The organism is Amycolatopsis sp. NPDC058340 (assembly GCF_042723975.1).
GTDB lineage: Bacteria > Actinomycetota > Actinomycetes > Mycobacteriales > Pseudonocardiaceae > Amycolatopsis.
Genome location: NZ_JBHXIB010000023.1, coordinates 42,663 through 66,604 on the forward strand (window position 1 = coordinate 42,663; position 23,942 = coordinate 66,604).

Here is a 23,942-nt window from a genome sequence, read left to right on the forward strand (position 1 = left end):
GCCCTGGGGTCGGCGCGCCCGCCCGGCCGGAGAAGGTCAGCCCTTGCCGACCTCGATCTTGACCTGCTTCTCCTGCGGCTTGTCCTCGACCGGCATGGAGATTTCCAGGATTCCGTCCTTGTAGGCCGCGGTGATCTTCGCCGTCTTCGCACCGGAGGGAAGCGAGACGGTCCGGCTGAACTTGCCGTAGTAGAACTCACTGCGACCGTGCTCCGCGGTCCTCGCCTCGCGCTCGGCGGTGATCGTCAGCAGGCCCTCGTGCGCGGTGACCGAGATGTTCTTTTCCGGGTCGAATCCGGGCAGCTCGGCCCGGACGAGGTACTTGCCGTCCTCGACGGACTCTTCGATGCGCACCGGGTTGTGTTCGGCGAACGGCCACGGATTCTCCAGCCAGGCCGCGATGCTGGGCAGGGTCAGCCGGGAACCGGGTACGAGAGTTGTCATGTCCGTACTTCCTTTCTCTTTTGTCGATCCGTCACGCTTCCCAAGCCCACTCTCGGACTTCGGGGAGATCCTCGCCGTGTTCGACGATCCATCTGCGGTGCCGTTCACGCGCGTCCGTCATCCGTTGCCGGACGGCGCCGGCCCGGGCGAGCAGTCCGGGCACCCGGTCGATCACGTCGGTCACGAGCTGGAAGCGGTCCATGTTGTTGCGCACCAGCATGTCGAACGGTGTCGTCGTGGTTCCGTGCTCGATGTACCCGCGCACGTGCATGCCGTCGTGGTTCGCTCGCCGGTAGGCCAGCCGGTGGATCAGCCAGGGATAGCCGTGATAGGCGAAGATCACCGGCCGGTCGGTGGTGAACAGCGCGTCGAACTCGCGGTCGGTCATCCCGTGCGGGTGTTCCGCGGCGGGTTGCAGGCGCATGAGGTCGACCACGTTCACGACCCGGACCGCGAGGTCGGGCAGGAATTCCCGCAACAGCTTGGCCGCCGCGAGCACCTCGACCGTCGGTGCGTCACCGGCACAGGCGAGGACGATGTCCGGTTCCCGGTCCGGATGGGCGCCCGCCCATTCCCAGATCCCGGCGCCGCGCGCGCAGTGCACCGCGGCCTCTTCGGTGTCGAGCCAGACGGGGCTGTCGTTCTTCCCCGCGACGATCACGTTGACGTAGTCCCGGCTGCGCAGGCAGTGCTCAGCGACCCACAGCAGGGTGTTCGCGTCCGGCGGCAGATAGACCCGCACGACTTCCGGGCTCTTGTTGGCGACATGGTCGACGAAGCCCGGATCCTGATGCGAGAAGCCGTTGTGGTCCTGCCTCCAGACGTGCGAGGTCAGCAGGTACGTCAGGGACGCGACCGGCCGCCGCCACGGGATCCCCTGATGCACCTTGAGCCACTTGACGTGCTGGTTGAGCATCGAGTCGACGATGTGCACGAACGCCTCGTAGCAGGAGAAAAGCCCGTGGCGTCCCGACAGCAGGTAGCCTTCGAGCCAGCCTTGGCAGAGGTGTTCCGAGAGCACCTCCATGACCCGGCCCTCCGCGGCGAGGTGCTCGTCGACGGGTTCGGTCGCGCACAGCCAGGTCTTGGCGGTCACGTCGAACACCGCGTCGAGCCGGTTGGAGGCGGTCTCGTCCGGGCCGAACAGCCGGAAGTTCGCGGCCTTTCGGTTCAGCGCGAACACGTCCCGCAGCCAGCGCCCGAGCACGCGCGTCGGTTCCGCGACCGCGCCGCCCGGCCGGACGAGCGGGATCGCATGCGGCGACACCTCCGGCAGGTCCAAGGGCCGCAGCACGAGACCGCCGTTGGCGTGCGGTGACGAACCCATCCGGAGCTCACCGCGCGGGATCAGGGCGGTGACCTCGGACGTGGGCCTGCCGTCCTCGTCGAAGAGCAGTTCGGGGCGATAGGAGCGCAGCCATTCCTCCAGCTGCCGCAGATGCTCTGGGTTCCCGCGCGCGTCCGGTACCGGTACCTGGTGCGACCGCCAAGTCCCCTCGACCCGTTTTCCATCCACAGTGGAGGGTCCGGTCCAGCCCTTGGGGCTGCGCAGCACGATCATCGGCCAGCTGACCGGCCCCGCCTGCCTGCCCGCGGCTCGGGCCCGCACCTGGATTCCGTCGATCTCGTCCAGCACCCCGTCCAGCGCCGCGGCCATGGCCTGGTGCATGACCGTCGGATCGTCGCCTTCGACGTAACGCGGGGCATATCCGTAGCCGCGCAGCAGCTCGTCGAGCTCGGTTCCGCTGATCCGCGAAAGCACGGTCGGGTTGGCGATCTTGTACCCGTTGAGATGCAGGATCGGCAGCACCGCACCGTCACGGACGGGATTGAGGAATCTGCCCGAATGCCAGCTCGTCGCCAGCGGGCCGGTTTCGGCCTCACCGTCGCCAATGACGCAACCGACGACGAGGTGCGGGTTGTCGAACGCGGCACCGTAGGCGTGCGCGAGCGAGTAGCCGAGCTCGCCGCCCTCGTGGATCGACCCCGGGACCTGTGGCGCGACATGACTGGGCACCCCGCCGGGGAAGGAGAACTGCCGGAACAGCGTCCGCAGGCCGCCCTTGTCGTAGGGGACCTCCGGCCACGCCTCCGAGTAGCTGCCTTCGAGCCACGTGTTCGCGTACAGCGCCGGACCGCCGTGGCCGGGTCCGGTCACGAACATGGCGTTCAGGTTCCGCCGCACGATGGCCCGGTTGAGGTGGGCGTACACGAAGTTCAGCCCCGGAGACGTACCCCAATGACCGAGCAGGCGCGGCTTCACGTGCTCCGGTTCGAGCGGCATTTCGAGCAGCGGATTGTCCATCAGGTAGATCTGGCAGGCGGCGAGATAGTTCGCCGCCCGCCACTGAGCGTCCACTTGGGACAGCTCGACCGGGGTCAGCACCGCGGGTGCCGGGGGTGCGCCGAGAACGGTCACCGCGACTTCTCCGGCCGGACCACCATCACCGGGCATTCCGCGTGGTGTGCGAGCGCCTGGCTGGTCGAACCGAGCACCTGACCGGTGAACCCGCCCCTCCCCCGACTGCCCACGACCACCAGCTGAGCCTTGGCACTCCACTCCAGCAGGGCATGCCTCGGCCGGTCCTGGACGAGGACCCGCTCGACCTTCACGTCCGGGTACTTCTCCTGCCAGCCCGCGAGCCGCTGCGCCAGCAGGCGGCGTTCCTCGTCCTCGATCGATTCCCACTGCACGACGAGCCGTGCCATGCCGTAGGCGTCGTCATAGGTGACGTCCCGCCAGGCGTGGACCACGACGAGGTCGGCCTTCCGCCACGCGGCCTCTTCGAAGGCGATCTCCAGTGCGCGCTCGCTCAGCGGACTGCCGTCGATTCCCACCACGATCGGCCCTTCCGCCGGATACGCGGTCGTGTTCTTCCGGCCACGCATGACCACCACGGGACAGTGGGCGTGGGCGACGACCGCCGACGCCGTCGAACCGATCGTCATCTCGCCGAAGAAGCCCTTCCCGGTGCCGCCGACGACCACCATCGCCGCCGCCTTCGACGCGTCGATCAAGGTGGGCACCGGCGAGTCAGCCGGCATCCGCGTGTCCACGTCCACTCCGGGAGCCACCGAACGGGCTTCCGAGACGGCCTCGTCCAAAACCCGCTGACCTTCCTCGGCCAGCACGTCGTACCAGGGAGTGGGGCCGGCCAATCCGGCTCCATAGGCCAGCCTGTCGACGCGAAGCGCGTGTACGACGAGCATCTTCAGCAGCCGTTCTTCCGCGACGGCGGCGGCCCACCGGACGGCGGCCCGTCCCGGCTCTGTCCCGTCCACCCCCACGACGATCTTCCGGTCCGGCGCGTTCATCGTTCGTCCTCCTGATAGGTCACTTTCGCTTCCACCACACCCGGAATCGCCTCGGCGAGCAGCTTGGCCACATGACGATCGGTGTCGTTGTCGTAGGCATCGCCGACCCGCACGAACCCGTCGCGCGCCTCGACCGTCCACCGGCCCGGGCCGCCGTAGATCGCCAGATGGTGGCGGACGTCCGCCGCGATCGCCTCGTCGGAACGGGCGAAGGCACGCACGAAGTCGCCTCGTGTGAGGATCCCGACCACCCGGGAACCGTCCACGATGGGCATCGCGCGAATACGCCCGTCGAGCAGAGCCCGGCCGACATCGGCGGCGTCCGCACCGGTGCTCATTCCCGTGGCCGGTGACGTCATCACCTGGGCGACGGTCAGCCCCGGCCTCGGGCGTGCCTCATGGTCCGGTCCCGAACGCATGTCGTGCGGGAACCGGTTCCGGATGAGATCCGCCTCGGTGACGATGCCGATCAGCCGGTCGTCCTCGTCCACCACCGGCAGCGCGGTGAAACCCTTCTCCGCCAGCAGTTCGGCCGCGTGTTTCGCGGTGGTCCCGGGCGTCACCGTGACGACCGGCGCGGACATCAGATCCCGTGCTCGCATGGTGCGCTCCTCACTCGCTTTCTCGTCCGTTCGAAGCCGGACGGACGACCGCCACCGGGCATTCCGAATGCGCGACGAGCGCCTGGCTCGTCGAACCGAGCAACATCCCCTGGAACCCGCCGCGACCTCGCGACCCGACGACCAGCAGCTGGGCACGTTCGCCGAAACCGAGCAGGGCACGAACCGGGCGGCCGCGGGCGACCACCGTCTCGACGCTCAGGTCCGGGAACTTGGCCAGCCAGGGCGCGAGTTGTTCGTCGACCGCTCGCCGCTCCGCCGGCTCGACCGTGCCCGGGTCCACCGCCAAGGCGTGCGCCCGCACCGACTCGTGGTCGGTGACCTCGTTCCACACCCGCACCACGATCAAATCCGCGCCACGGAGCGACGCTTCCTCGAAAGCGAAGGCCAAAGCGGCGTCACTCGACTCAGAGCCGTCCGTGCCCACGACGACGGGACCGGTCTCCGGTGGGACGTCTTCCGGGCGTTTCCCTCTCGCGACGACGATCGGGCAATGACCGTGCTGCGCCAACGCCACCGCCGTCGATCCGACCAGCAGACCGGTGAAGCCGCCAAGGCCGCGCGAGCCCAGCACGATCAGGGTCGCCGTCTTCGATTCCTGGATCAGTGCGGCCACCGGTGCCCATTCGCGCGCCGCGGTCTCGACGACCAGGTCCGGATGGCGCGCGGCCACCGCTTCGCAAGCTTCGGCGAGCCATCGCGCTCCCTGTGCCTCGAACGCCGATCGGATCGCGTCGGCGGACGGCACCACCCCGGGCATCCTCACCGGCGGAACCGTGTACACGTGCACCAGCCGAAGCCGTTTCCCTCTCTTCGCTGCCTCTCCCGCCGCCCACACCGCGGCCCGCCGGGCGGACCCCGAACCGTCGATCCCCACGACGACAGCGCCTTCAGCCACGCTCGACATGCCCACTCACCTCTCTTGTCCGGGCAGGCTTCAAGGCGGCGGCGACTTCGCCCGCCCAGGCCCGCACCGCCGGCCAATCCCGGAAGTCACCGTCTTCGACCCGAAGCGCCGTCACGACCGCTCGTTCGGCGAACCGCAGCAGACTCCGCTCGATCCGGCCCGGGAACACCGCGTGCCCGAGGGCGCCGGAGAGCGTCATCAGCCGGGTCACGTCCACCGGATCCTCCGCGGGCTTCGGCGGCGTCCCCACCGGGCCGCTGGAGAACAGCCACACCTTCTTGGACCTGAGGATCCGGGCGTGCTCGCCGACGACGTTTCGCGCCGCCTCGATCCACTGCCCGAGGTACACGCCGCTGCCCAGCAGAACGACGTCGAACTCTTCGACCGCCGCGACATCCTCGGCCCGAGACACCCGCACGACCGCGTATCCGCGCAGCTCCGAAGCGAGGGCGCGGCCGATCTCCTCCGCGATCTCCCAGGTCCCGCCGTGGCGGCTGGCCGCCGCTACGAGGATTTTCATTTGGCTCTCCTGTCTGGTCTGTTCCCAGCTTCGACCAGTGAGGAGCCCCGGAGGAGAGACCGAAGTCCCGGCCGTCCGGGCCCACAGTCCCGGCTTGATCGGCGGGTGGCCGTTAGCCGGTTCGAGGGAGGACCTTCGTCTCTACGACGCCCTCGATGCCGACCAGATCATCGGTGGACCGAAGGACGACTAGGGAGACGATCATGACGGTACGGCTCGGCATCAACGGCTTCGGCAGGATCGGGCGGGACATCCTGCGCTGCGTGCTGGAGCCGCCGGAAAGCCCGATCGAAGTGGTGGCGGTCAACGACATCACCTCGCCCGAGATGCTGGCGCATCTGCTGGTCCACGATTCCACGTACGGAAGGCTCCGGACACCGGTCGAAATCGTCGACGGCGAAGCGCTCCGCGTCGGCGACCACCTGATCCAGGTCAAGGCGGAGGCCGATCCGGCCCGGCTGCCGTGGGGCGAGTACGGCGTCGACGTGGTCGTCGAGTCCACCGGCAAGTTCCGGACTCGTGAAGCCGCCGGCGCGCATCTGGAAGCCGGTGCCAGGAAGGTCGTGATCTCCGCGCCGGGCAAGGACGTCGACGCGACGATCGTGCTGGGCGTCAACGAAGGTGACTACGACGCCGAAAACCACCACATCGTTTCCAACGCGTCGTGCACGACCAACTGTGTCGCGCCGATGGTGAAGGTGCTGCACTCCGCTTTCGGCATCCGGCGCGGCCTGCTCACCACCATCCACAGCTACACCGGCGATCAAGCGCTGCTGGACCGTCCGCACAAGGACCCGCGCCGGGCCCGCTCGGCGGCGGTCAACGTGGTACCCACCAGCACCGGCGCCGCCAAGGCGATCGGGCTGGTGATCCCGGAACTGGCGGGCAGACTCGACGGGGTCGCCGTGCGCGTGCCGGTCGAGGACGGGTCGCTGACCGACCTCACCGTCGAACTCGAGCGCCCGGTGACCGCGGAGCAGGTCAACCACGTGTTCGCCGAGGCTTCGGACGGTGCCCTCAAGGGGATCCTGCGTTACACGGAAGCACCCGTGGTGTCGCGCGACATCATCGGCGACCCCGCTTCGTGCGTGTTCGACGCTCCACTGACCAAGACCGACTCGCATCTGGCGAAGGTCTTCGGCTGGTACGACAACGAATGGGGCTACGCCACCCGCACGGTGGAACTGGTCGAGCTGATCGCACGCAGCCTGCCGCCGCGATGACTGGTTCTCGATGAGGCCATGCGGCTCCCACCGGGGCACACTGGTCGATCGTCGGGCGCCGGCGTCGAGCCGGACGAAGGGAAGGGGCCGATCCTCATGAAGAAGTCCTGGTGGATCGCGTCGACGGCGGGAGCGGCGGCGCTCGTCGTCGCAGTGGTCCTGGTCGTGCGGGAACTGTCCGGTCCGACGAACGGGACCGCCCCGGATCCGGCGCCGTCGTCCAGCGAAGCCGCCGCGCCTGATCGCCGATCGGTACTGGCCGTCAAGATCGACAACGTGGCCGCCGCCCGCCCGCAGACCGGTCTGAGCGCCGCGGACCTCGTGTACGTGGAACCTGTCGAGGGCGGGCTGACCCGGCTGCTCGCCCTCTACCAGGGCCGCCCGCCCGCGGTGATCGGCCCGGTGCGCAGTGCGCGAGCCACCGACCTCGGCCTGCTGGCCCAATTCGGGCGCCCCGCTCTCGCCTATTCCGGCGCCGCGCCGGAGCTGCTGCCGTCTCTGCGTTCGGCTTCACTCACGAGCGCTTCGCCCACGGAAATCCCGGACGCGTACTTCCGCGACGACTCCCGGCCGTCACCGCACAATCTCTACCTTCGCCCGCAACAGGTCCCCGACGGCGAGGTCGCGCCGCAAGACGCTTTTCCCGCCGCAGGCGCCGCACCCGGATCCGGCACGGCGACCGCCACCGCGGCGATCCGCTACCCGGCGGCCGCTTTCACGTTCACCTGGTCCCCGGACATCGGCCGATACCTGATCGGTCTGGACGGCTCGCCACTCACCTCGGTGGACGGCGGCAAGGCCGGCGCGGCGACGATCGTCGAGCAACGGGTCGCCGTCCGGCTCGGCGAACGCGGGGAGACCGGCACGGTGCCCAACTCCCCCATCGCCCAGACCGTCGGCACCGGGAAGGCGACGATGTGGCGGGACGGGCAGCGGTTCGCGGGTAGCTGGAGCCGTGCGACGGCAACGGCGCCGACCCGGTTCACGACCACGTCCGGGCAGCCACTTCCGGTGTCCGATGGTCCTTTGTGGATCCTGCTCGTTCCAGCGTGACCGGCGCGGCGGTCAGCCGACCCGCAGCACGGCCGCGCCGTTGACCCGGTCCGCCGCCAGGTCCGTGAGCGCCCGATCCGCCTCGTCCAGTGGGTACGGCACCGTGCTCACCTCGAGGCGGTGGGCACCCGCGAACGCCAGGAACTCCCGCGCCTCGGCGCGCGTGTTCGCCGTGACGCTGCGCACCTGACGTTCCTGGAAGAGGTGCCGCTGATAGTTCAGTGACGGGATGTCGGAGAGATGGATCCCGGCGAGTGCCAGCGTCCCACCCCGATCGAGAGCTTCGAGGGCGGGCGGGACCAGTTCGCCGACAGGTGCGAACAGGATCGCCGAGTCCAAGGGCTCGGGCGGCGGTTCGGCGGCCGCGACCGCAGAGGCCGCCCCGAGCGCCAAAGCCAGCTTCCTGGCTTCCTCGCTGCGGGTCATCACGTGCACGGTGGCGCCGCGAGCGATCGCCACCTGGGCGGTCAGATGGGCGCTTCCACCGAATCCGTAGATCCCCAAACGTCCACCTTCGGGTACTTGCGCCCGCTCCAGCGCGTGATACCCGATCAGGCCGGCGCACAACAAGGGCGCGAGCTCGTCGTCGGTGTACCCATCGGGCAGCGGAAGCGCGTAAGCGGCCGGTACGACCGCGAATTCGGCGTATCCCCCGTCGTCGTCCCAACCGGTGTAACGCGACTCCGGGCACAGGTTCTCCCGGCCGCGAAGGCAGTATCGGCACCGGCCGCAGGTTTCACGTAGCCAAGCGATTCCGACCCGGTCGCCTGCGGCGAAGCCCGAGACTCCCTCACCCGCGGCGACCACCTCACCGACGACCTCGTGACCCGGAATCACCCTCGCCCGATGGACCGGCAGGTCTCCCTCGGCGACGTGCAGATCGGTCCGGCACACCCCGCACACCAGCACCTTGACCAGCACCTCACCCGCGGCCGGCCGCGGGGCCGGCACCTCCGCCCAGTCGAGCGGGTTCGAGGCCATCGGCCCGGGCCGGGTGACCCGCCATGCGCGCATCTTCACGAACGGCCTCCTCCGTCGGAAAGTCCTCCGTCCAGGATCATCCGCCTTTCGGCCACGGGGAAGGACCGAAGGTCACTGCCGCCCGGCGAGCCGAAGCCTCACCGTGGACACGGAAGGGAGAGAAACCATGACCGTGCAGAAGGAAGACCGGCAAGTGACCGAATCCGCGGCACCGAAGAAGCCGAGCGAAGTGTTCACCGAGAAGGTGCAACGGCTCGTTCGCGAGGGCAACGTCCGGCGCATCGTCGTCAAGGACCCCCAGGAGCGGGTGATCCTCGATGTCCCTGTGAACGCCGGCCTGGTCGCCGCGGTTTTCGCACCGGTCGTGACCGCGGCCGGCGCGATCACCGCGCTCGCGGGCCCCTGGTCCATCGCGGTCGAACGCCGCGGCGACCCGGCGTCGGAAGAGAAGCCGTCGTGAAACCCGTTCGCGTCTGGGTCGGGCTGATCTTGGTCGCCCTGGGCGTGTTGGGAATCCTCGACGCGACCGGCGCCCTCGAGACCGGCGGCTTGCTCAGCGCGTGGTGGCCGGCCTCCTTGGTCGGCCTCGGCATCGTCGCGATGCTGTCCCAGCGGCGGATGTCGATCGGACCGGCCGCCGTGACGGTGATCGGGCTCGTCCTGCTCGCGGGCACCCTGGACCTGGCCGAAGGCGGCCTGTGGTGGCCCGTCCTGCTGGCGGTGGCGGGATTCGCCGTGCTCGCCGGACTGCGCCGGGAGCACGGCACCAGGACGCCGCTCGTGATGTTCGGTGGAGCGACCACCAGGGAACAGTCCCGCCACCTGCGGCACACCGACGTATCGGCGATCTTCGGCGGTTCGACGCTCGACCTTCGTCAAGCCCGGATCGACGAGGGAGCGACCGTGGACGCCTTCGCCTTGTTCGGCGGCGTCAAAGTCCTGGTACCGCGGGGCTGGCGGATCTCACTCGGCGGCCTGCCGTTCATGGGCGGTCTCGAGGACAAGACCGACAGCACCGGCGACCTCCCGGCGGACGCCCCGGTACTCGCCGTGAACGGGACCGCGATCTTCGGCGGCGTCGAAGTCACGAACACCCCGGAGAAATGACCAAGTGACTGCGCGGTGCCGTCGCGGCCCAGATGTCGCGCCGGTACCGCGGCAGCCGAGCCCTCACGTGGTCGCGATCGGCTCGCGGCTCCGGCGGGACAGGGGTGGCGGAGGCGCCACCGGTGGTTTGGATCGCGGTCACGGATCGGCCGACCGTGTCCGGTGAGGGCACGAGTTCGCCTTCGAAGTAGGCGAGCACCAGCAGGTCCTCTCCGGACTGGGTCTCCATGGCGAAGGCCCAGCCATGGCGCTCGTCCCACTGCAGGGCTGTGTCGCGCTCCGGCTGACGGGGTAACCGCTGGTCCAGGGCGATATAGGCGGACGCGGGGTGATCGAGATCCATGGCCCAGGACTCCTTCGCCACTCCCACCGCGGCGGTCACCGCGACCAGGTAGCCCGCCAGCCCGCACCGCAGGTCGTGATCGAGTTCGATTCCGGTCAGCAGGGAAACCACCCTCCGTCGAGTCTGAGCTTCACCGGCCACTTCGGACCGGCCTCGCCAGACGAAGGACTTTCGTCCCTCCCGACGTCGGTGCTAAGTCCATAACGGACGAAGTGCACGGCGGAGATCGCGCCAGGCCTCCGGCAGCGCGGCCACGCATCGATCGGCGTTGGCCGTCTCCTGCGCCCGCACCGCCGCGTGGGTACCGTCCGCGACCTCCAAGGCACCCAAGAGCTCGCGGGCGACGACCGCGTCTTGGAATTCGCCGAGAAGGTCCTGGAAGGCACGCAGTGCCGGCTTGGCATCGACCGGCAGCGCCTCGGCGCCCGCTTCCAGCGCGTACCGTAGCCGCTTGGCCGCTTTTCGTACACCGTGAACGGCGCGGTCACGTTCCGGACCGGCCGGTCGCGCGTCGACCCGGGACACGCGAGCGTCGACTTTTTCGGCCACCGCGCGAGCCAGTTGAGGAAGTACCCGCTCGGCGGGTCGCCGGGCCGCTTTGGGCCACTGCTGCCGGGGCCTCTCGCTCAGCACCACCTCAAGGACGTCCAAGGCGGTCAGCAACTGCAGGTACCGACGGCCGTCGAGCGCGCACCGAACCCGCTCGCGCGCCTCCTCCGAGAGGACGGCGAAGCAGGCGTTCGTCCGCTCCCCGGCCCAAGGCCGTGAACGTGCCCACTGGACCTCGATGTCCCGCGCCGGGCCGAGTTCCCCGCCGAGCCAGCGCAATTCGTCACCCAGAGCCTTGAGGAGTTTCCGGCCGCCCAGCACCCGGGCATAGGCGGAAAAGACGCCGCGCAGCCGCCGGGTGGCCACCCGCATCCGATGCACCGCGTCCGGTTTGTCCTGCCGCGCGGCCAGATCCGCGGCGGCGAGGGCCGCGATCTGCGCGCGCACGTAGCGAAGGACCACTCCCCGTGCGGAGTCATCCGGAGGTCGGGGCGATCGCGCGATCCGGTGATCGAGCACCGCGTGAAGTCCGGTCGTCCCGCCGTCGCCGACGCGCGCGACGGCCACCAGGTCGTTATCACGGGTATACGCACGAACCAGCCGGGAAAGGGCCGGCGGGACGGCGAGGTCCGAACCGGCGAAGTGAATCAGCCCGTCCGGCGTTGCGAGGCACCACGATCCGTTGTCGACACTCAACGTCAGGTCATTTCTGAGCAGGCGCAGGGAAGCCGTGTCGAAGTACACGGTATCGGGTGCGGTCGCGGCGGTCGCGCTCATGGACTTACCTCCTTCAAGGTCGCCGCGTGGTCCGGGACGTAGGTCTGCAGCAGCCGGTCGGGACGGCAGTAGCCGTTCGATTCCGGACGCGAGGGGAGCGAAACCGCCTCATGGACGACGTCGTGATAGGGCACGCTCGAGAGAAGGTGCGCGATCATGTTGAGCCGCCCACGCCGCTTCTCCTCGCTTTCGACCACGTACCAAGGAGACTCGGTGGTATCGGTATGCACGAACATGTCGTCCTTCGCCCGCGAATACTCCTCCCATTGCGTCACGGACCGCAGGTCCATCGCGGAGAGTTTCCAGCGGCGCATCGGATCGTCGATCCGGCTTCGGAACCGCCGCTCCTGCTCGTCCCGGCTGACCGAGAACCAGTACTTACGCAAGAGAATGCCGTCGTCGATCAACAGCCGCTCGAAGATGGGGCACTGCTGAAGGAACCGCTGGTGCTCTTCGGGAGTGCAGAAACCCATCACCCGCTCGACCCCGGCACGGTTGTACCAGCTGCGGTCGAACAGCACGATCTCACCGGCCGCGGGCAGGTACTCGATGTAGCGCTGGAAATACCACTGCGTCCGTTCACGATCGGCAGGCTTCGGCAGAGCCGCGATCCGCACGACGCGCGGATTCAGATGTTCGGTGACCCGCTTGATCGTGCTGCCCTTCCCCGCCGCGTCCCTGCCCTCGAACACCACCACCAGCCGGGCGCCCTCGTGCCGCACCCACTCCTGAAGCTTGACCAGCTCGGCCTGCAACCGCAGCAGTTCCCGTTCGTACACCACGCGCGGAATCCGCGCCTTGCCCTTGCTGGCCATGCCCTCAACGGTAGGTATCCAGGCGGCATCGGGATTCGGCCGTACGTCGACGGTGGAGAGGTCTTTGGTCATGAGTGACCAGAGACATCCGACTCTCGTCCGGACATCGTCTCCACTATGGACGGTTGCCGTAGCGAAAGGGCCAAAGGGCCCTCGGCTCCGTCATGCCCAGTGGGGTCGTTCGCCCCTGTGACCGCGACTCGCAGACGGTGAGCATGAGAAGCAGTTCGATCCGAGGAGGAAAGCGATGGACCATAACCTGCCCGACGCGTACACGGTGAGGGCGGCCATCGCACTGGCAGTACGCGCGCCCTCGGTGCACAACAGCCAACCTTGGGACTGGCGGTTCAGCGGCCGCACGATCGAGCTGCGCGCGGACACGGGCCGCAGGCTGCGGCAGGCCGACCCCGAGGGCCGCGATCTGCTCATCAGCTGCGGGTGCGTGCTCCATCACTTCACGACCGCGGCCGCCGCGCTCGGCTGGGCCGCCCGCGTCGACCGAATGCCCGATCCTGACCTGCTGGCCCGGATCGAACTCTTTCCTCGTGAACCGCGTGAAGAGGACATCGCGCTGGCCACGGCGATACCCCGCCGCCGAACGGATCGCCGCCGGTATGCCACTCGGCCGTTGACGGCCTGGGCGGAGAACCGTCTCGTACGAAGCGCGACAGTCCACGACGCGATGTTGCGATTCCTGGACGGTGCCCCACAGCGTTCGGCGTTGACGGCCGCCGCGGTGGAGGCTCGGGACCTGCACCGGGCCGACCCGGACTACGGACTCGAACTCGCGTCCTGGAGCGGACGGCGGTACGCAGCAGACGGCGTACCCGCACGAAACGCCGTCCTGACCACCGCTGCGCCGCTGGTCCGAGACTTCTCCAACGCCCTGCTCACCGACACCGACGCCCACGATGGCGCCGCACTGACCGTACTGTCGACCGCGGACGACACTCCGCTCGACAGGCTACGAGCAGGTGAGGCCGCCAGCGCCGTAGTGCTGACGGCGACCCGGCTGAACCTCGCGTCCTGCCTGGTCACGGAGCCACTGGAGCTGCCCTGCACCCGGGCTCAGCAGGTTTGCTGAGCATGCCTGTTTCACCACGAACGTCCTCTTCCGCGTGCCGCGTTCGCTCCAGCGTGTACTGCGCGAGTCCGGATCGGGCAGACTGACGCGGTGAGCAACGATCAGACCGAGACCTCGCCAGTGGACGACGAGCACGAAGCGCTGGCCGGGGTGGCGCACGCGCTGAGCCGGGTTGCGCGGTCGTTGGAGGACGAGCCTGACCTCGACCGCACTCTCGAGGGCATCGTGGCCGCTGTCATGCCCACGGTGGCGGGGGTCCAGTACGCCGGGATCAGCCTCATCGAGGACGGCAAGCTGCGCTCGGTCGCACCCTCGGACGACCTGGTCGGCCAGGTCGACGCGGCACAGTACGCCGCAGGGGAAGGGCCGTGCGTGGACGCGATCATCGAGCACGACACCTTCCGCACCGGCCATCTGGGCGCGGAGACGACCCGGTGGCCGACGTTCGCGCCCGCCGGCGCGGATTTGGGGATCGTGTCCATGGTGGCGTTCCGGTTGTTCACCACCTCCACCACCCTCGGCTCTCTGAACCTCTACTCCACCGAACGCGACGCGTTCGACGAGGACGCCGAGGTCACCGGGGAACTGTTCGCCACGCACGCGGCGGTCGCGTTGGCCGGCATCCGCAAACAATCACAGCTCAAGACCGCGTTGCAGACCCGGGACGTGATCGCCACCGCGAAAGGGATCCTGATGCAGCGCCACCAGCGCACCGACGATCAGGCGTTCGCCATGCTGGTCGAAACTTCCCAGCACACCAACATAAAACTGCACGACGTCGCCGCCTGGGTCGTCGACGACGCCAACACCACCGCCACCTCTGATGGGCGGCCCCCGGGTCACTCGGGATAGAAACCCGGAGGCCTTGACCACCACCGCGCCGCGGACGCGGTGACAGCCCTCCGACGGGCTACCCGCCCAGCCCGGACCCAACCTCGCACACAGCACCCCCATGCTGGCGGTGGTGAAGAGGACGGCGCGGATCTAAAGCTGCGCGGCGATGTGCGGGCAGGTTCGCCAGGCCTTTCTGTGCGGTGCAACGACAGGGCCCCGCCGACGGGTCGTCGGCTGGCGGTATGTCCGGTTACGCCGAGCCGGTCGTCGAGGACCTCCTGCCACCGCTCGCCGGGCGCGATGTGCCCGTCGAAGAACACCCGGACACCGGCAGGGGAAAGTACTTCGACGAGATCGATGACTATTGGGCGATCCTCGTTCGCGAACGCGTCGTAGCGGACCGTGACCTCGGAAGTGTCCAGTCGGGATAGGCGCTCGCGCGCCTCAGCGTGTGATCGGTCAGCCAGTCCTGACCCTGCGGGCCGGCAAGAAGCTGCCGCAGCTCGGGCTCCGAGAGAACTTTTCTGTTCTGCCGGCCGGAAGCTCCTCGCGACTCAGATATCGAGGCATGCCTTCGTCCCGGTGCCCATAGTCTGCTGGAGCGCCGGCTCCTCGATCCGTAAAGGGCGCCACCGCCGGGAACACCCGCGAGTCCCCGGCACGGCATCGCCTTCCGGTCACGGCCGCTCCAGGCGCACTGTCAAATCGCCGTGTGAGCGACCGGCTTCTGCCAAGACCACACCTGGGTTCATATTCCGGCCCCCGCTCAACGGCGGACGGCTATGCCACGACGGCGGGAGCACGCTGGTAGACGGCCTGTACGTCCTTGGCTTGGCTCGGCAACGCACCGGGTCGGCACTACTCGGTTGGGTCGGCCACTACGCGCCCTACCTCACCCGGCGATTCCTCACCGGGCAGGGGCTCCCAGGGGATCGAGCTTTCCAATCCGAGCGTCGCCAATTTCCGCCGGGCCGCGGCCGAGGCTGTCACCCGCAGCGTCGCTGCCTGGCCGCACAGTCGCGGACCAGCGCCAGCAGCGGCACGACGGCTTCCATACTCAGGTAGGCGACCGCGGACAAATCCACCACCACTGCGCCCGCCGAGCACATGGCCGGCGCAAGCAGTTCTTCGAGCCGACGGGCATCGGCGAGCTCCTCGGTCGCGGTGACGATCACCGTGGCCGCCACGATGTCGCCAGTCTGCGAGACGCCGCCGGTGAGCGAGGAGTGCCCGTCATGCGGATCGGTTGTCGCCTGCACAGGTCGTGCCCTTCTCTAGTCGCCCCTCGATCATCCCAGATCAACGCACCGAACGCTCAAACTCCGACCGATGGCTCCCCAGCGGCCGAACGTCTGCGGTTCAGGTCGTAGCCATCGCAGGCCCGCCCCACCATCGACGACGCCCTGCATGAATCGGCCGCCGGCAAGCATCGGCCCCGCCCTTTCCGTCAACCAGGCCGATTCTCGCGCGTCTCGCCATCGCGCCCACACGCCGTGGCCGATCAGGTCCCGCGGACGACGCCAAGGCCAGGCGGGGTCCGAACCCGGGTGCCGGTGCTGCTCGGCCGGGCAATCGTCATTACTCGCCTTCCCGCTGCCCTGCTGTCCCGCAAGCATTAGCCCCGATACGCGAGCCTCACACGGGCCGGCTTGTCCAAGTTGGCCCGTGCGAGCTCAGCTAACCCCAATGGCGAATGGGCTCCCGGCCTTGGCACATTGCGGCACGGCTACCTCGGACGACCGAGCCTCCGAGATAGCAGCGGGCTCGGCGTCAAATAGAGACGATGTAACGGCCGCCCCTTCGACGGCGACTTCGAACAAGTTGGCCCCGGCAGTTCCTCCCCCCTCGCTGCCGGGGCCAGCCATGGTTGGTAGATCGGGATCAAAACCGCGACATGAGCGCTGACCACAGCATCAGCCCAACCCGGCTGCGGTAGTCCCGGTTACCAGGAAGTCGCCGGGCTTGGCGGCGAAGGGATGAAGGCAACCCGCGGTGGCCGAGAGCTGGACACTGCCTTCAATCAGTACCTTCTGCGTCCCGCCGATTGCGCGAACTCGTCCCGGCGGGGTTAGATCGCTGCTCAGACTCGGCGGCAACCCCGGTTCACGCCCATTTGTCTGGTTGGCCTGGCAAGCCCCGGAAGAGTATCTGAACATCCCGCACCACGCTCTGCGCGGTCAACCACGCGTCGTACAACACGGGCAAGTTCGGCCCACCGTCGCCGGCGATGACCCGGTCGCGGTACTTATGCAGTTCTGAGGTGGGCAACCTGCACACCCAGCTGAGGTACTCGAGCCGTGTCATCTTCCGGACACGAGCATCCTCGGCAAGGGCGGCCAGTTGCTGGTCGGAGAAGAAGTCACCTTGGCAGCTTTCGAACCAGGCGACCTTGCTCGGATCGACCCTCCAACGACTAAGACTTCCATCGGGTGACGTCTCTACGGTCCAGCCGTCATTGTCATTGCGTCCCATGGCCGTAACTATCCCCAAACCCTACGGTCTGTTTCAAGAACAGACGCACTGAGAAATCGGCGAAGAAATTGTTGAGTGTGGCATGATCTCAGCGTTTCCGGTGGTCACGGTGCCGCGACCAGCCTGTGGTCATGCGACTCGCTGAACACAGTCGATCGCGATTCTGCTGCGGCGGAAGAGATCCTGGGTGCATTGTCACCAGCCGCGAGGTTCGCCGACAAGGCCGAGTCAGGCACCGCGTCGCCGAGCGGAAAGGTATCCCGGTGCCTGTCGACCGACAGGCACCGGGATACCACCCACCGTCGCGGGCCTGGTGTCCGACACGGCACAGGCTCGTGGGGGCACAGTTATCCGAAAACAGTGCTATCAGAAGCCTGCGAAAATTGTCGGCGGCCCGTCCGGTGGCGGCCGTGCGGCGGGTGGCTACCGGGCCCCCGGAGCACAAGGGACGTCGAGGTCCTTCTGCAGATCGGTCCACTGGTGTGTGCCGGTGGCGTTGACGATGACGAGCCGGTCCACGCGGCTGGTCCCGTCGGGTTTGCACAGGTTCCGGCGGGCCTGCAGGCGCCGTTTGTTTTTGAAGTACTCCTCGATGGCCGCCCGGGTACCGTCGTGCAGGCCCGGTCCCACCTTGGGTTCGAGGTAGATCTGCAGGACTCGTTCGAAGTCCGGCGGGCAGTCCTCGTCGGAACTCGCTTTTTCAAGATTGAGCTGTTCGGCGCCATCGCGCATGTTCGAGGTCAGTTTGCCGTCGCTCTCGGCGGTCTTGATCTGGACGCAGCGCCTCACCGGCGTGCCGTTCTCGGTGCCGGTATAGATGAGGTCGGCCTTGTACTGCTTGCCGTTGGCGGCGGTGTATTTGCCGTTGTACCAGATCTGGGCTGTCGGGTCGGCTTGCAGCAAATGCGTGATGTGTTCCAGTTCGCGGTGCTTGCCGAGGGTGTTGTTTTCGCTGACCACGCGACGAAGATCGTCGGGGTTCTGCAGACGCCCGGAACCGACGACCTTCTCCAGCAGCGGCAGCTTACCGTCCTGGTTGGCACGGGCGAGCACTTTCCGCGCGGAGGCGTTGATGTTCTCGGCCCCCGGGTCCGACGGCGGGACGGCTTTGGTCATCGCGTCCAGCAGGCGGGTGGCGGCCGGACGCAGCGGCGCGTCGACGCTGGAAAGCTCGCTCACCTGGTCGGGCTGCAAGCCACGGGCACGCAGCCGCTCGCTCACCTCGGGATCAGGACCGTACAGCATCGACGAGTACACCCAGACGTTCACGCGATAGTTCACGGTCTGGCCGGGGCGCGCGAGGTTGCCGTGGGTGAAGGTGACCGATCGCGACTCGCCGGGCTGCAGGGTGCCCAGCGGGTTCGGCGCGCCGGTCGAGCCGGGATCGTTGGTGTAGAGGGTGGCATCTGCGGGCTGCCCGCCGGAGTTGGTGACCTGGACGGTGTGCACGCAAGTCGGCGTCGTGCACAACGACGGGCTCAGCGGGTCGATCTTGAAGCTCGGCGGCTCCACCGCTCCAGTGGCGGCCTTGGCCGCACCGGCACCAGGACCGGCCGCAGCCGCGGCTTTGTCGACTGCCGTGGGCACGGCGGCGGCTTTCGCGGGGTCGGCCGGTTGTGGCCTGATCGACACGTAAGGGTTGTGGTAGTGGTCGTCGGGTGCGTCCGCCTGGGCGGGCAGCGGCCGGTGGACCGCCGGGATCGCGGTCCCCGGGCCGGTCCTCTGGGTGGAGGCGGGGCGGATCGGGCTGTTGCGGGTATGGGGGTTCCCGCCGAGCGCGAGCACGGTGTGTGGGGTGGTGTCCTCGATCAGAACGGTCCACTCACGCGACGAGTACGCCGTGGCCGTGTGGCCGTCCGCGACCGGCTGGGATTCGTGCCGTTGTACGGACGGGTCGGCGGTGATCTGCCGTACCAGCTCGGCCAGCGCCTTCGGTGTGACCGTCGAGGCGTCGAGACCGAATGAACTGAGCATGTAGTAGCCGGAGCGTTTCTCAGGTTTCACCCACCGGCCCGCAGCGGACAGGTCATGGGCATGGTGCGGTTGCTGAACCGCCCAGAACTCGGCGTCGCCGTTGAGGTAGAGATTCCCGGCCGACCACACCGCGTCCGCCTTCCCCGCGCCGGGCTGGCGCAGCATGCCGGCTGCTTTCCCGTCGGCGGTGACCGTCAGCTCGGCCTCGGTGACGGGCTTGTCGTCGGTGGCGGTTTGGGCCGGGGAATACGAAATCGACACCTCGGTCGCCGGCCAGGCGGCGATCGCCTCTGCCGCCACCGCGCCGAGCTCGGACGGCGACACGGACGAGGCCACGCCGGTCCCGTCGGAGCTCTTCGGCCACAATAGGAACCCGACGAGCACAGCCAGCACGAGCGCCGCGCAGACCCCCATCACGACGAACCGCCGTCGCGGGCCCCGCCCGGCCTGCACCGTCGGTGCGGCAGGTGGCGACCAGCTGGCGGCGGGTGTCGCCGAATGGGACTCGGTGAAAGGCACTGCCACCCGGTCCGGGCCGGGCTGCTCGGTGTCGGCCATCAATGCTCACCTCATTGGTTCTGGGGAAATCCGGCACGACGTCGGCGGTTTCGCCGCGCCGCTCGAGCTGCGCTGGCCACGGTCAACCGTCTGTCCGACGACGGCCGCCACCGTCGTTGTTCCCGACGTCACAGCTACGCATGGCACTCAGAGTTGTACGCAGCGATGAAATTTCGATGACACGGCCATCACCTAGACCCGGACTGGTGGCAACGCATCCGCGGCCGCGCCGGCCATTGCCTTCAGCGTCGGGCTGAGGGTCGCTACGCGGGGAAGTTCGTCCCTTCGGGCGCTAGGCCACCTTCGAGTAGGCGACGTCCACTACCCGCGAACTTTGACCGGCTACGGCATCGTCATGCGTCGCGACGATGATGGTTTTGCCGGACTGGTTGAGGCCGCGGAGTAGCCCGAGGACGATATCGCGGTTTTCAGCGTCGAGGGAGCCGGTCGGTTCGTCCGCCAAGACGATGTCGCACGGCTTGAGCAGTAGCCGCGCCACGGCGACTCGCTGCTGTTCACCCCCGGACAGGGAAAAGATCTTGCGGTTCTCCGCTCCCGGCAACCCGACCTGCGCGAGTGCCGCGGCGATTCGTTCACGCTTCGGGGTCCCGCGACCTGCGTAGGTGAGGGCGATGTCGAGGTTGTGTGCGACCGACTCGCTGTCGATGAGTGCGAAGTTCTGGAAAAGGTACCCGAGGTGTGTACGGCGAAGGCGGTTAGCGGCGCGACTGTGCGGGCCCGGTGCCTTGGTACCGAGCAGCCGGACTTCGCCGGAGTCGGGGGCGTCCAGCAACCCGATCATGTTGAGGACCGTGGACTTCCCCATGCCGCTCGCACCGGTGAGCGCGATGAACTCGCCCGCCTCGACGCGGAGGTCGAAGCCGTCCAGGACCCGGCGCGCGCCATACTGTTTGCGCAATCCCAGGAGTTCGCAACAGAATCCCACCACTACAGCTCCTTCAATCGCTTGACCGCGTTCCGGCGTTCCACGAGGCGTGCGGTCACGACCACGAGCAGAGCCTCGACCACCAACGACGCGAGCGCCACGACCAGCAGTTTCGGCAACTGGGCGTACGGATTCGCCTCGACGCCCGGCATCGACGTCGTCTGCGTTGCCAGCCACACGACCACGACGGCGGCAACGAGGCTCTGCACCAGCCACGCCCCGCCCAGCACGACGAGCAACTCCCGGTAGGACCGGGTGACACCGATGCCGTGGAGCCTGCGCACGGTGAGTCGTCTCCGTAACCGATCGGAGCCGATGACCACTGCCGTCGCGTTCAGGACGACCATGACGAGCAGCGCGCCTCCAGCGAACGCGATGGCCTGCGTCGCAGCGCTGCGCAACTCGTGGAGCTGCGTGCCCATGGCGTCGTGCACGCTCACCAAGCGCGGCAGGTTGTCGTCGAGCTTGAGCTCCCGCAGCAGCGGGGTGAATGTGGTGAGCATGGCCGCGGGGTCACCGTCGACGCGGACTTTCAGCCCGGTGTCCAGTTCGCCGGTGATGGCGTTCAGCCGATCCACCGTCAGGCTGTTCGCGGGCGTCATGACCTCGACGATGGGGTCAGTGATCATGTTCCCCTGACGGGGGTTGACCTTGGGGTCGAAGCTGAACACATCCTGCCCCGAAGCCGTCCAGATGATGCGGACCTGCTGGTCGGCGAACCGCTCCGGCGCGTTTTCGCCGGCTATACGCCTCTCCGCCTCCATGACGCCGGTGATCCCGGGTCCTCCGGTTCGCATTTCCCGGAACAGCTCCTTGAGCTCGGTTTCACGCGCCTTGAACTGCTCGGGCACGGCGACCACCCATGCCTGTTCGTCATCCGCAACATCGATCCGCTTCCGCGATTCATCCAGAATCGGGTATTCCTTCAGGTAGTTGCTGTTCACGCGGATGGGCGGCACCGGCCAAGGCGACGACGGGTCGCTCGGTGCGCCGGCTTGATAGTTGACGGAGTCGATGTACAGCGCGCCCGCCTTGTCGAGGACGGGATACAGGCCACGCGCCTCCGCGATCGTCGAAGCGTTGCCGCCGATTTCCAGCTCTTGCTGATCGTCCCCGATGAGGCGCGGGTGGAAGATCGCATAGTTCTGGACGTTCTCCCAAGGAGCCATTGACTTCTGCCGCTCGGCCAAGTCGGCGAACTGTTGCCACACCACCACGATCAAGACGGCCAGCACCACACCGCACACGGCTTTTGCCACGGCCGGCACCGCGACCGCAGCTCCGAGCGAGGAACGGTTTCGCTTGTGGCCGGCGCTCCGCATCTGATCGTTCACTGCAGGCTTCCTTTGATGAGGTCGGAGACTCGTACGCGATTGATGATGATCAGCCCGACTCCCAGTGTGGCCACGAGCGTGACCGCTGCGACTTGGCCGAGTGTGATCGCGAGTGCGCGCAGGAACAAGGTGTCGCCCCCGGGGACGGCGAGTGAGACAGCCAAGCAACCAACCAGTCCGGTGAAGAACGAGGCGAATTGCAATCGCCCCACGACCTTGTACCAGATTCGCAGCGCGGGGAACCCGACCAATCGCAGCACACCGATTCGCTTTCCCTCGCGCAGAAGGATAAAGGCGATGACCAGCGTGGCCACACCGGCGAGGATGTACGCCAGGACCTCCAGGTACCCACTGCCTTCAACGGGAACCCTGGCGTTCTCGGGCGTGAGATCCGCGATGGTCAGCCCATCGACCCCCGCCTCGATCAGCCGCTGGTGCACGATCGCAAGGAAACGGCCGGTAGCGGCACTGTCCAGGGATTCGACCACATACCTCCCCGGGCTGGGCAAGGAATCCAACCCGCGCCGCAGCGGCGCGAACGTAAGTTCGTACCGGTCACCGAAGACCGCAGGCACCCCCACGTTGTCCCGCTCACCAGCTCGCACCGAGGAAACGGTCGCCGTGCTATCGCGCGACTCGACCGGGCTCAACCAGCGCCCCTCCGCGAGAACGAACCCGTCGCACAAGGCAGTGCCATCACGCCCCAGTAAGACGTAGTGCCTGATGCGCTTCTGCCCGGACCGGGGAGTGCTCACGGTGGTGCGCAACACGTTCGAACCGGTCGCCACGGCCGCCTCGGCGAGCACGCGCACCGCCGCCTCGGGGTCGGCCGCCCGCGGGTGCTCCGGCCAGACGAACTGAGTACCGACGCGATACGCGGCGGTCTCCCCTCGCGACTCCCGCTCGAAGACCGCATCCGCCAGGACCACCGCTGGAATGGCGAGGAGAACTCCCATGAACAGGATGATGAGGGTCAGCCGCACCGATGCTCGCTCTCCTCGTCACGCACATACACGTCGCAAACCGGCGGACCACTCGTCACGCTCACCCTGCCGCTTGGACATGCCCGTCGATCTGGACGGTTCCCCTCGCCGAAACCGGTACCGGGCCGGACATTCGCCGGGCCCGGTACCGGTTCACCACTTGCTCCGGGTCACCTCACGACCGGATCAGGCGTTGGGGTTGTAGTAGGTGTTGCATGTGTACGCCCAGCCCGCCGTGACGGCGGCTTTGGCCCAGTAACCCGGGTTGGCGTAACGCTTGCTGGTCCCACCCGCCATCGCCGCGGTCGCGCTGTGGTAGTTGCGATTGTGGATGTAGTTCGAGTAGCACTGCTTGAGCGCGCCGTCCGGCTGAGTTCCGTGGCACCACGACCCGCCGCCCACGTTCTCACAGCCCTGGATCGACACAGTCCCGGCAGCCTCTGCCCCGCTGCTCGGAGCCGCCTGCGCGACCGACGTAACCCCCGCGGTCATGAAAAGCGCCAGCGAAGCGACCGAAGCCATTTTCGCAGCCTTGACCTTAATAGTTGACATGACTATCTCAATCCTCCCCTAATCGACCACTTTTGTGATGGCCGAGCCGATCACTCACGACACATCACATTCACAGCAGGCCGCCACTGTCACGAATTCCCAGCCCGCCAGAAACCACAACCGGCGAAACCACTGGGGGAACTGCAATCGATAGCCGAGCAGACACACGGCAGATTCAGCACGCGCGCCGCCACAAAAAGAAATAGCCCCCGTTAGCCCCCTCCGGCTTCGATGACCCTCATCAGATCATCACCAATCAACGTACCAACACGCATATCGACCAACAAGCACTCTGTCGCCACGTTCACCCGATCGATCGAACAACCAGATCAATGTCCTGCCGGCCCGCAAATGTCCACTGACTGCCAAGGCATGGACATCCCACGAGAGCCGAAGGGTCCGACAACCCCGCTACGCGATGTCGCCGACTTCAGCGTCGGATCGCAGAGACAGCCCCCTTGCTCATCGACACCCACGGTCTACTTGGGCATATGACCCCACCACACTGATCGCTCGACGCGCCGTATCCGCCGACTGATTACGACGCCGAC

24 protein-coding genes are annotated in these 23,942 nt (G+C 67.7%); 7 read left to right on the plus strand and 17 right to left on the minus strand.

Features of this window, described 5'->3' with window-relative positions:
* Nucleotides 1–36: 36 nt before the first annotated feature.
* Genes ACFWIW_RS24380 through ACFWIW_RS24405 form a run of 6 tightly spaced genes read right to left on the minus strand, consistent with a single transcriptional unit; the run spans nucleotide 37 to nucleotide 5,806 of the window.
* A complete protein-coding gene (locus ACFWIW_RS24380; protein ID WP_378370544.1) occupies nucleotides 37–444 on the minus strand; it encodes an Hsp20/alpha crystallin family protein in 408 nt (135 codons plus the stop codon).
* A 31-nt stretch (nucleotides 445–475) separates the two neighbouring features.
* A complete protein-coding gene (locus ACFWIW_RS24385) occupies nucleotides 476–2,863 on the minus strand; it encodes a phosphoketolase (RefSeq protein WP_378370545.1) in 2,388 nt (795 codons plus the stop codon).
* The gene (locus tag ACFWIW_RS24390) at nucleotides 2,860–3,759 is read right to left on the minus strand and encodes a universal stress protein (protein ID WP_378370546.1); all 900 of its coding nucleotides are present in this window, start codon (nucleotides 3,757–3,759) and stop codon (nucleotides 2,860–2,862) included. Before ACFWIW_RS24390 ends, ACFWIW_RS24385 begins: the two co-directional genes overlap by 4 nt.
* A complete protein-coding gene (locus ACFWIW_RS24395; protein WP_378370547.1) occupies nucleotides 3,756–4,361 on the minus strand; it encodes an HPP family protein in 606 nt (201 codons plus the stop codon). Before ACFWIW_RS24395 ends, ACFWIW_RS24390 begins: the two co-directional genes overlap by 4 nt.
* 10 nt (nucleotides 4,362–4,371) lie before the next feature.
* On the minus strand, nucleotides 4,372–5,286 hold the full coding sequence (locus tag ACFWIW_RS24400; protein WP_378370548.1) for a universal stress protein: 915 nt from the start codon (nucleotides 5,284–5,286) through the stop codon (nucleotides 4,372–4,374).
* A complete protein-coding gene (locus ACFWIW_RS24405) occupies nucleotides 5,270–5,806 on the minus strand; it encodes a flavodoxin domain-containing protein (RefSeq protein ID WP_378370549.1) in 537 nt (178 codons plus the stop codon). The genes ACFWIW_RS24400 and ACFWIW_RS24405 overlap by 17 nt, the downstream gene beginning before the upstream one ends.
* A gap of 203 nt (nucleotides 5,807–6,009) precedes the next feature.
* On the opposite strand from ACFWIW_RS24405, the gene gap reads away from it, so the two are divergent.
* Nucleotides 6,010–7,029: a type I glyceraldehyde-3-phosphate dehydrogenase gene (gene gap / locus ACFWIW_RS24410; protein ID WP_378370550.1), complete on the plus strand. Its 1,020-nt coding sequence runs from the start codon at nucleotides 6,010–6,012 to the stop codon at nucleotides 7,027–7,029.
* 96 nt (nucleotides 7,030–7,125) lie between these two features.
* On the plus strand, nucleotides 7,126–8,082 hold the full coding sequence (locus ACFWIW_RS24415) for a DUF3048 domain-containing protein (protein ID WP_378370551.1): 957 nt from the start codon (nucleotides 7,126–7,128) through the stop codon (nucleotides 8,080–8,082).
* 12 nt (nucleotides 8,083–8,094) lie between these two features.
* On the opposite strand, the gene ACFWIW_RS24420 is transcribed toward ACFWIW_RS24415, so the two are convergent.
* A complete protein-coding gene (locus ACFWIW_RS24420) occupies nucleotides 8,095–9,096 on the minus strand; it encodes a zinc-binding alcohol dehydrogenase family protein (RefSeq protein ID WP_378370614.1) in 1,002 nt (333 codons plus the stop codon).
* A gap of 133 nt (nucleotides 9,097–9,229) precedes the next feature.
* Between ACFWIW_RS24420 and ACFWIW_RS24425 the strand changes: the two genes are divergently transcribed.
* Both ACFWIW_RS24425 and ACFWIW_RS24430 read left to right on the plus strand, forming a co-directional pair.
* Entirely contained in the window at nucleotides 9,230–9,523 is a 294-nt protein-coding gene (locus ACFWIW_RS24425; RefSeq protein ID WP_378370552.1) for a DUF4342 domain-containing protein, read from the plus strand.
* A complete protein-coding gene (locus ACFWIW_RS24430) occupies nucleotides 9,520–10,170 on the plus strand; it encodes a hypothetical protein (protein ID WP_378370553.1) in 651 nt (216 codons plus the stop codon). Before ACFWIW_RS24425 ends, ACFWIW_RS24430 begins: the two co-directional genes overlap by 4 nt.
* Here the strand turns inward: ACFWIW_RS24430 and ACFWIW_RS24435 are convergent.
* The 3 genes from ACFWIW_RS24435 to ppk2 form a co-directional block, all read right to left on the minus strand.
* Nucleotides 10,148–10,624 carry a DUF6292 family protein gene (locus tag ACFWIW_RS24435; RefSeq protein ID WP_378370554.1) on the minus strand — a complete coding sequence of 159 codons (477 nt, stop codon included), beginning with the start codon at nucleotides 10,622–10,624 and terminating at the stop codon, nucleotides 10,148–10,150. The two genes, ACFWIW_RS24430 and ACFWIW_RS24435, sit on opposite strands and share 23 nt — an antisense overlap.
* Nucleotides 10,625–10,705: 81 nt before the next feature.
* Entirely contained in the window at nucleotides 10,706–11,839 is a 1,134-nt protein-coding gene (locus ACFWIW_RS24440) for a CHAD domain-containing protein (protein WP_378370555.1), read from the minus strand.
* Complete coding sequence (ppk2, locus tag ACFWIW_RS24445) at nucleotides 11,836–12,654, minus strand: polyphosphate kinase 2 (protein WP_378370556.1); 819 nt, start codon at nucleotides 12,652–12,654, stop codon at nucleotides 11,836–11,838. The genes ACFWIW_RS24440 and ppk2 overlap by 4 nt, the downstream gene beginning before the upstream one ends.
* Nucleotides 12,655–12,901: 247 nt before the next feature.
* Here ppk2 and ACFWIW_RS24450 point away from each other — a divergent pair, with 247 nt between their 5' ends.
* The 3 genes from ACFWIW_RS24450 (at nucleotide 12,902) to ACFWIW_RS24460 (ending at nucleotide 15,003) form a co-directional block, all read left to right on the plus strand.
* Nucleotides 12,902–13,738 carry an Acg family FMN-binding oxidoreductase gene (locus ACFWIW_RS24450; protein WP_378370557.1) on the plus strand — a complete coding sequence of 279 codons (837 nt, stop codon included), beginning with the start codon at nucleotides 12,902–12,904 and terminating at the stop codon, nucleotides 13,736–13,738.
* A 90-nt stretch (nucleotides 13,739–13,828) separates the two neighbouring features.
* Nucleotides 13,829–14,590: a GAF and ANTAR domain-containing protein gene (locus tag ACFWIW_RS24455; protein WP_378370558.1), complete on the plus strand. Its 762-nt coding sequence runs from the start codon at nucleotides 13,829–13,831 to the stop codon at nucleotides 14,588–14,590.
* Nucleotides 14,591–14,814: 224 nt separating this feature from the next.
* Nucleotides 14,815–15,003 (plus strand): hypothetical protein, encoded by a 189-nt coding sequence (locus ACFWIW_RS24460; RefSeq protein WP_378370559.1) that lies wholly within the window; start codon nucleotides 14,815–14,817, stop codon nucleotides 15,001–15,003.
* Nucleotides 15,004–15,558: 555 nt separating this feature from the next.
* Here ACFWIW_RS24460 and ACFWIW_RS24465 read toward each other — a convergent pair.
* The 7 genes from ACFWIW_RS24465 to ACFWIW_RS24495 form a co-directional block, all read right to left on the minus strand.
* The gene (locus tag ACFWIW_RS24465; protein ID WP_378370560.1) at nucleotides 15,559–15,831 is read right to left on the minus strand and encodes an anti-sigma factor antagonist; all 273 of its coding nucleotides are present in this window, start codon (nucleotides 15,829–15,831) and stop codon (nucleotides 15,559–15,561) included.
* 844 nt (nucleotides 15,832–16,675) lie between these two features.
* A complete protein-coding gene (locus tag ACFWIW_RS24470) occupies nucleotides 16,676–17,044 on the minus strand; it encodes a hypothetical protein (RefSeq protein WP_378370561.1) in 369 nt (122 codons plus the stop codon).
* A gap of 423 nt (nucleotides 17,045–17,467) precedes the next feature.
* On the minus strand, nucleotides 17,468–19,576 hold the full coding sequence (locus tag ACFWIW_RS24475) for a hypothetical protein (protein ID WP_378370562.1): 2,109 nt from the start codon (nucleotides 19,574–19,576) through the stop codon (nucleotides 17,468–17,470).
* A 292-nt stretch (nucleotides 19,577–19,868) separates the two neighbouring features.
* Nucleotides 19,869–20,525, minus strand: coding sequence for an ABC transporter ATP-binding protein (locus ACFWIW_RS24480; RefSeq protein ID WP_378370563.1), 657 nt, complete (start codon nucleotides 20,523–20,525; stop codon nucleotides 19,869–19,871).
* Nucleotides 20,525–21,856: a hypothetical protein gene (locus ACFWIW_RS24485; RefSeq protein WP_378370564.1), complete on the minus strand. Its 1,332-nt coding sequence runs from the start codon at nucleotides 21,854–21,856 to the stop codon at nucleotides 20,525–20,527. The genes ACFWIW_RS24480 and ACFWIW_RS24485 overlap by 1 nt, the downstream gene beginning before the upstream one ends.
* Complete coding sequence (locus ACFWIW_RS24490; RefSeq protein WP_378370565.1) at nucleotides 21,853–22,839, minus strand: hypothetical protein; 987 nt, start codon at nucleotides 22,837–22,839, stop codon at nucleotides 21,853–21,855. Before ACFWIW_RS24490 ends, ACFWIW_RS24485 begins: the two co-directional genes overlap by 4 nt.
* Before the next feature lie 186 nt (nucleotides 22,840–23,025).
* Nucleotides 23,026–23,361 (minus strand): lactococcin 972 family bacteriocin, encoded by a 336-nt coding sequence (locus tag ACFWIW_RS24495; RefSeq protein ID WP_378370566.1) that lies wholly within the window; start codon nucleotides 23,359–23,361, stop codon nucleotides 23,026–23,028.
* Between the last annotated feature and the right edge of the window lie 581 nt (nucleotides 23,362–23,942).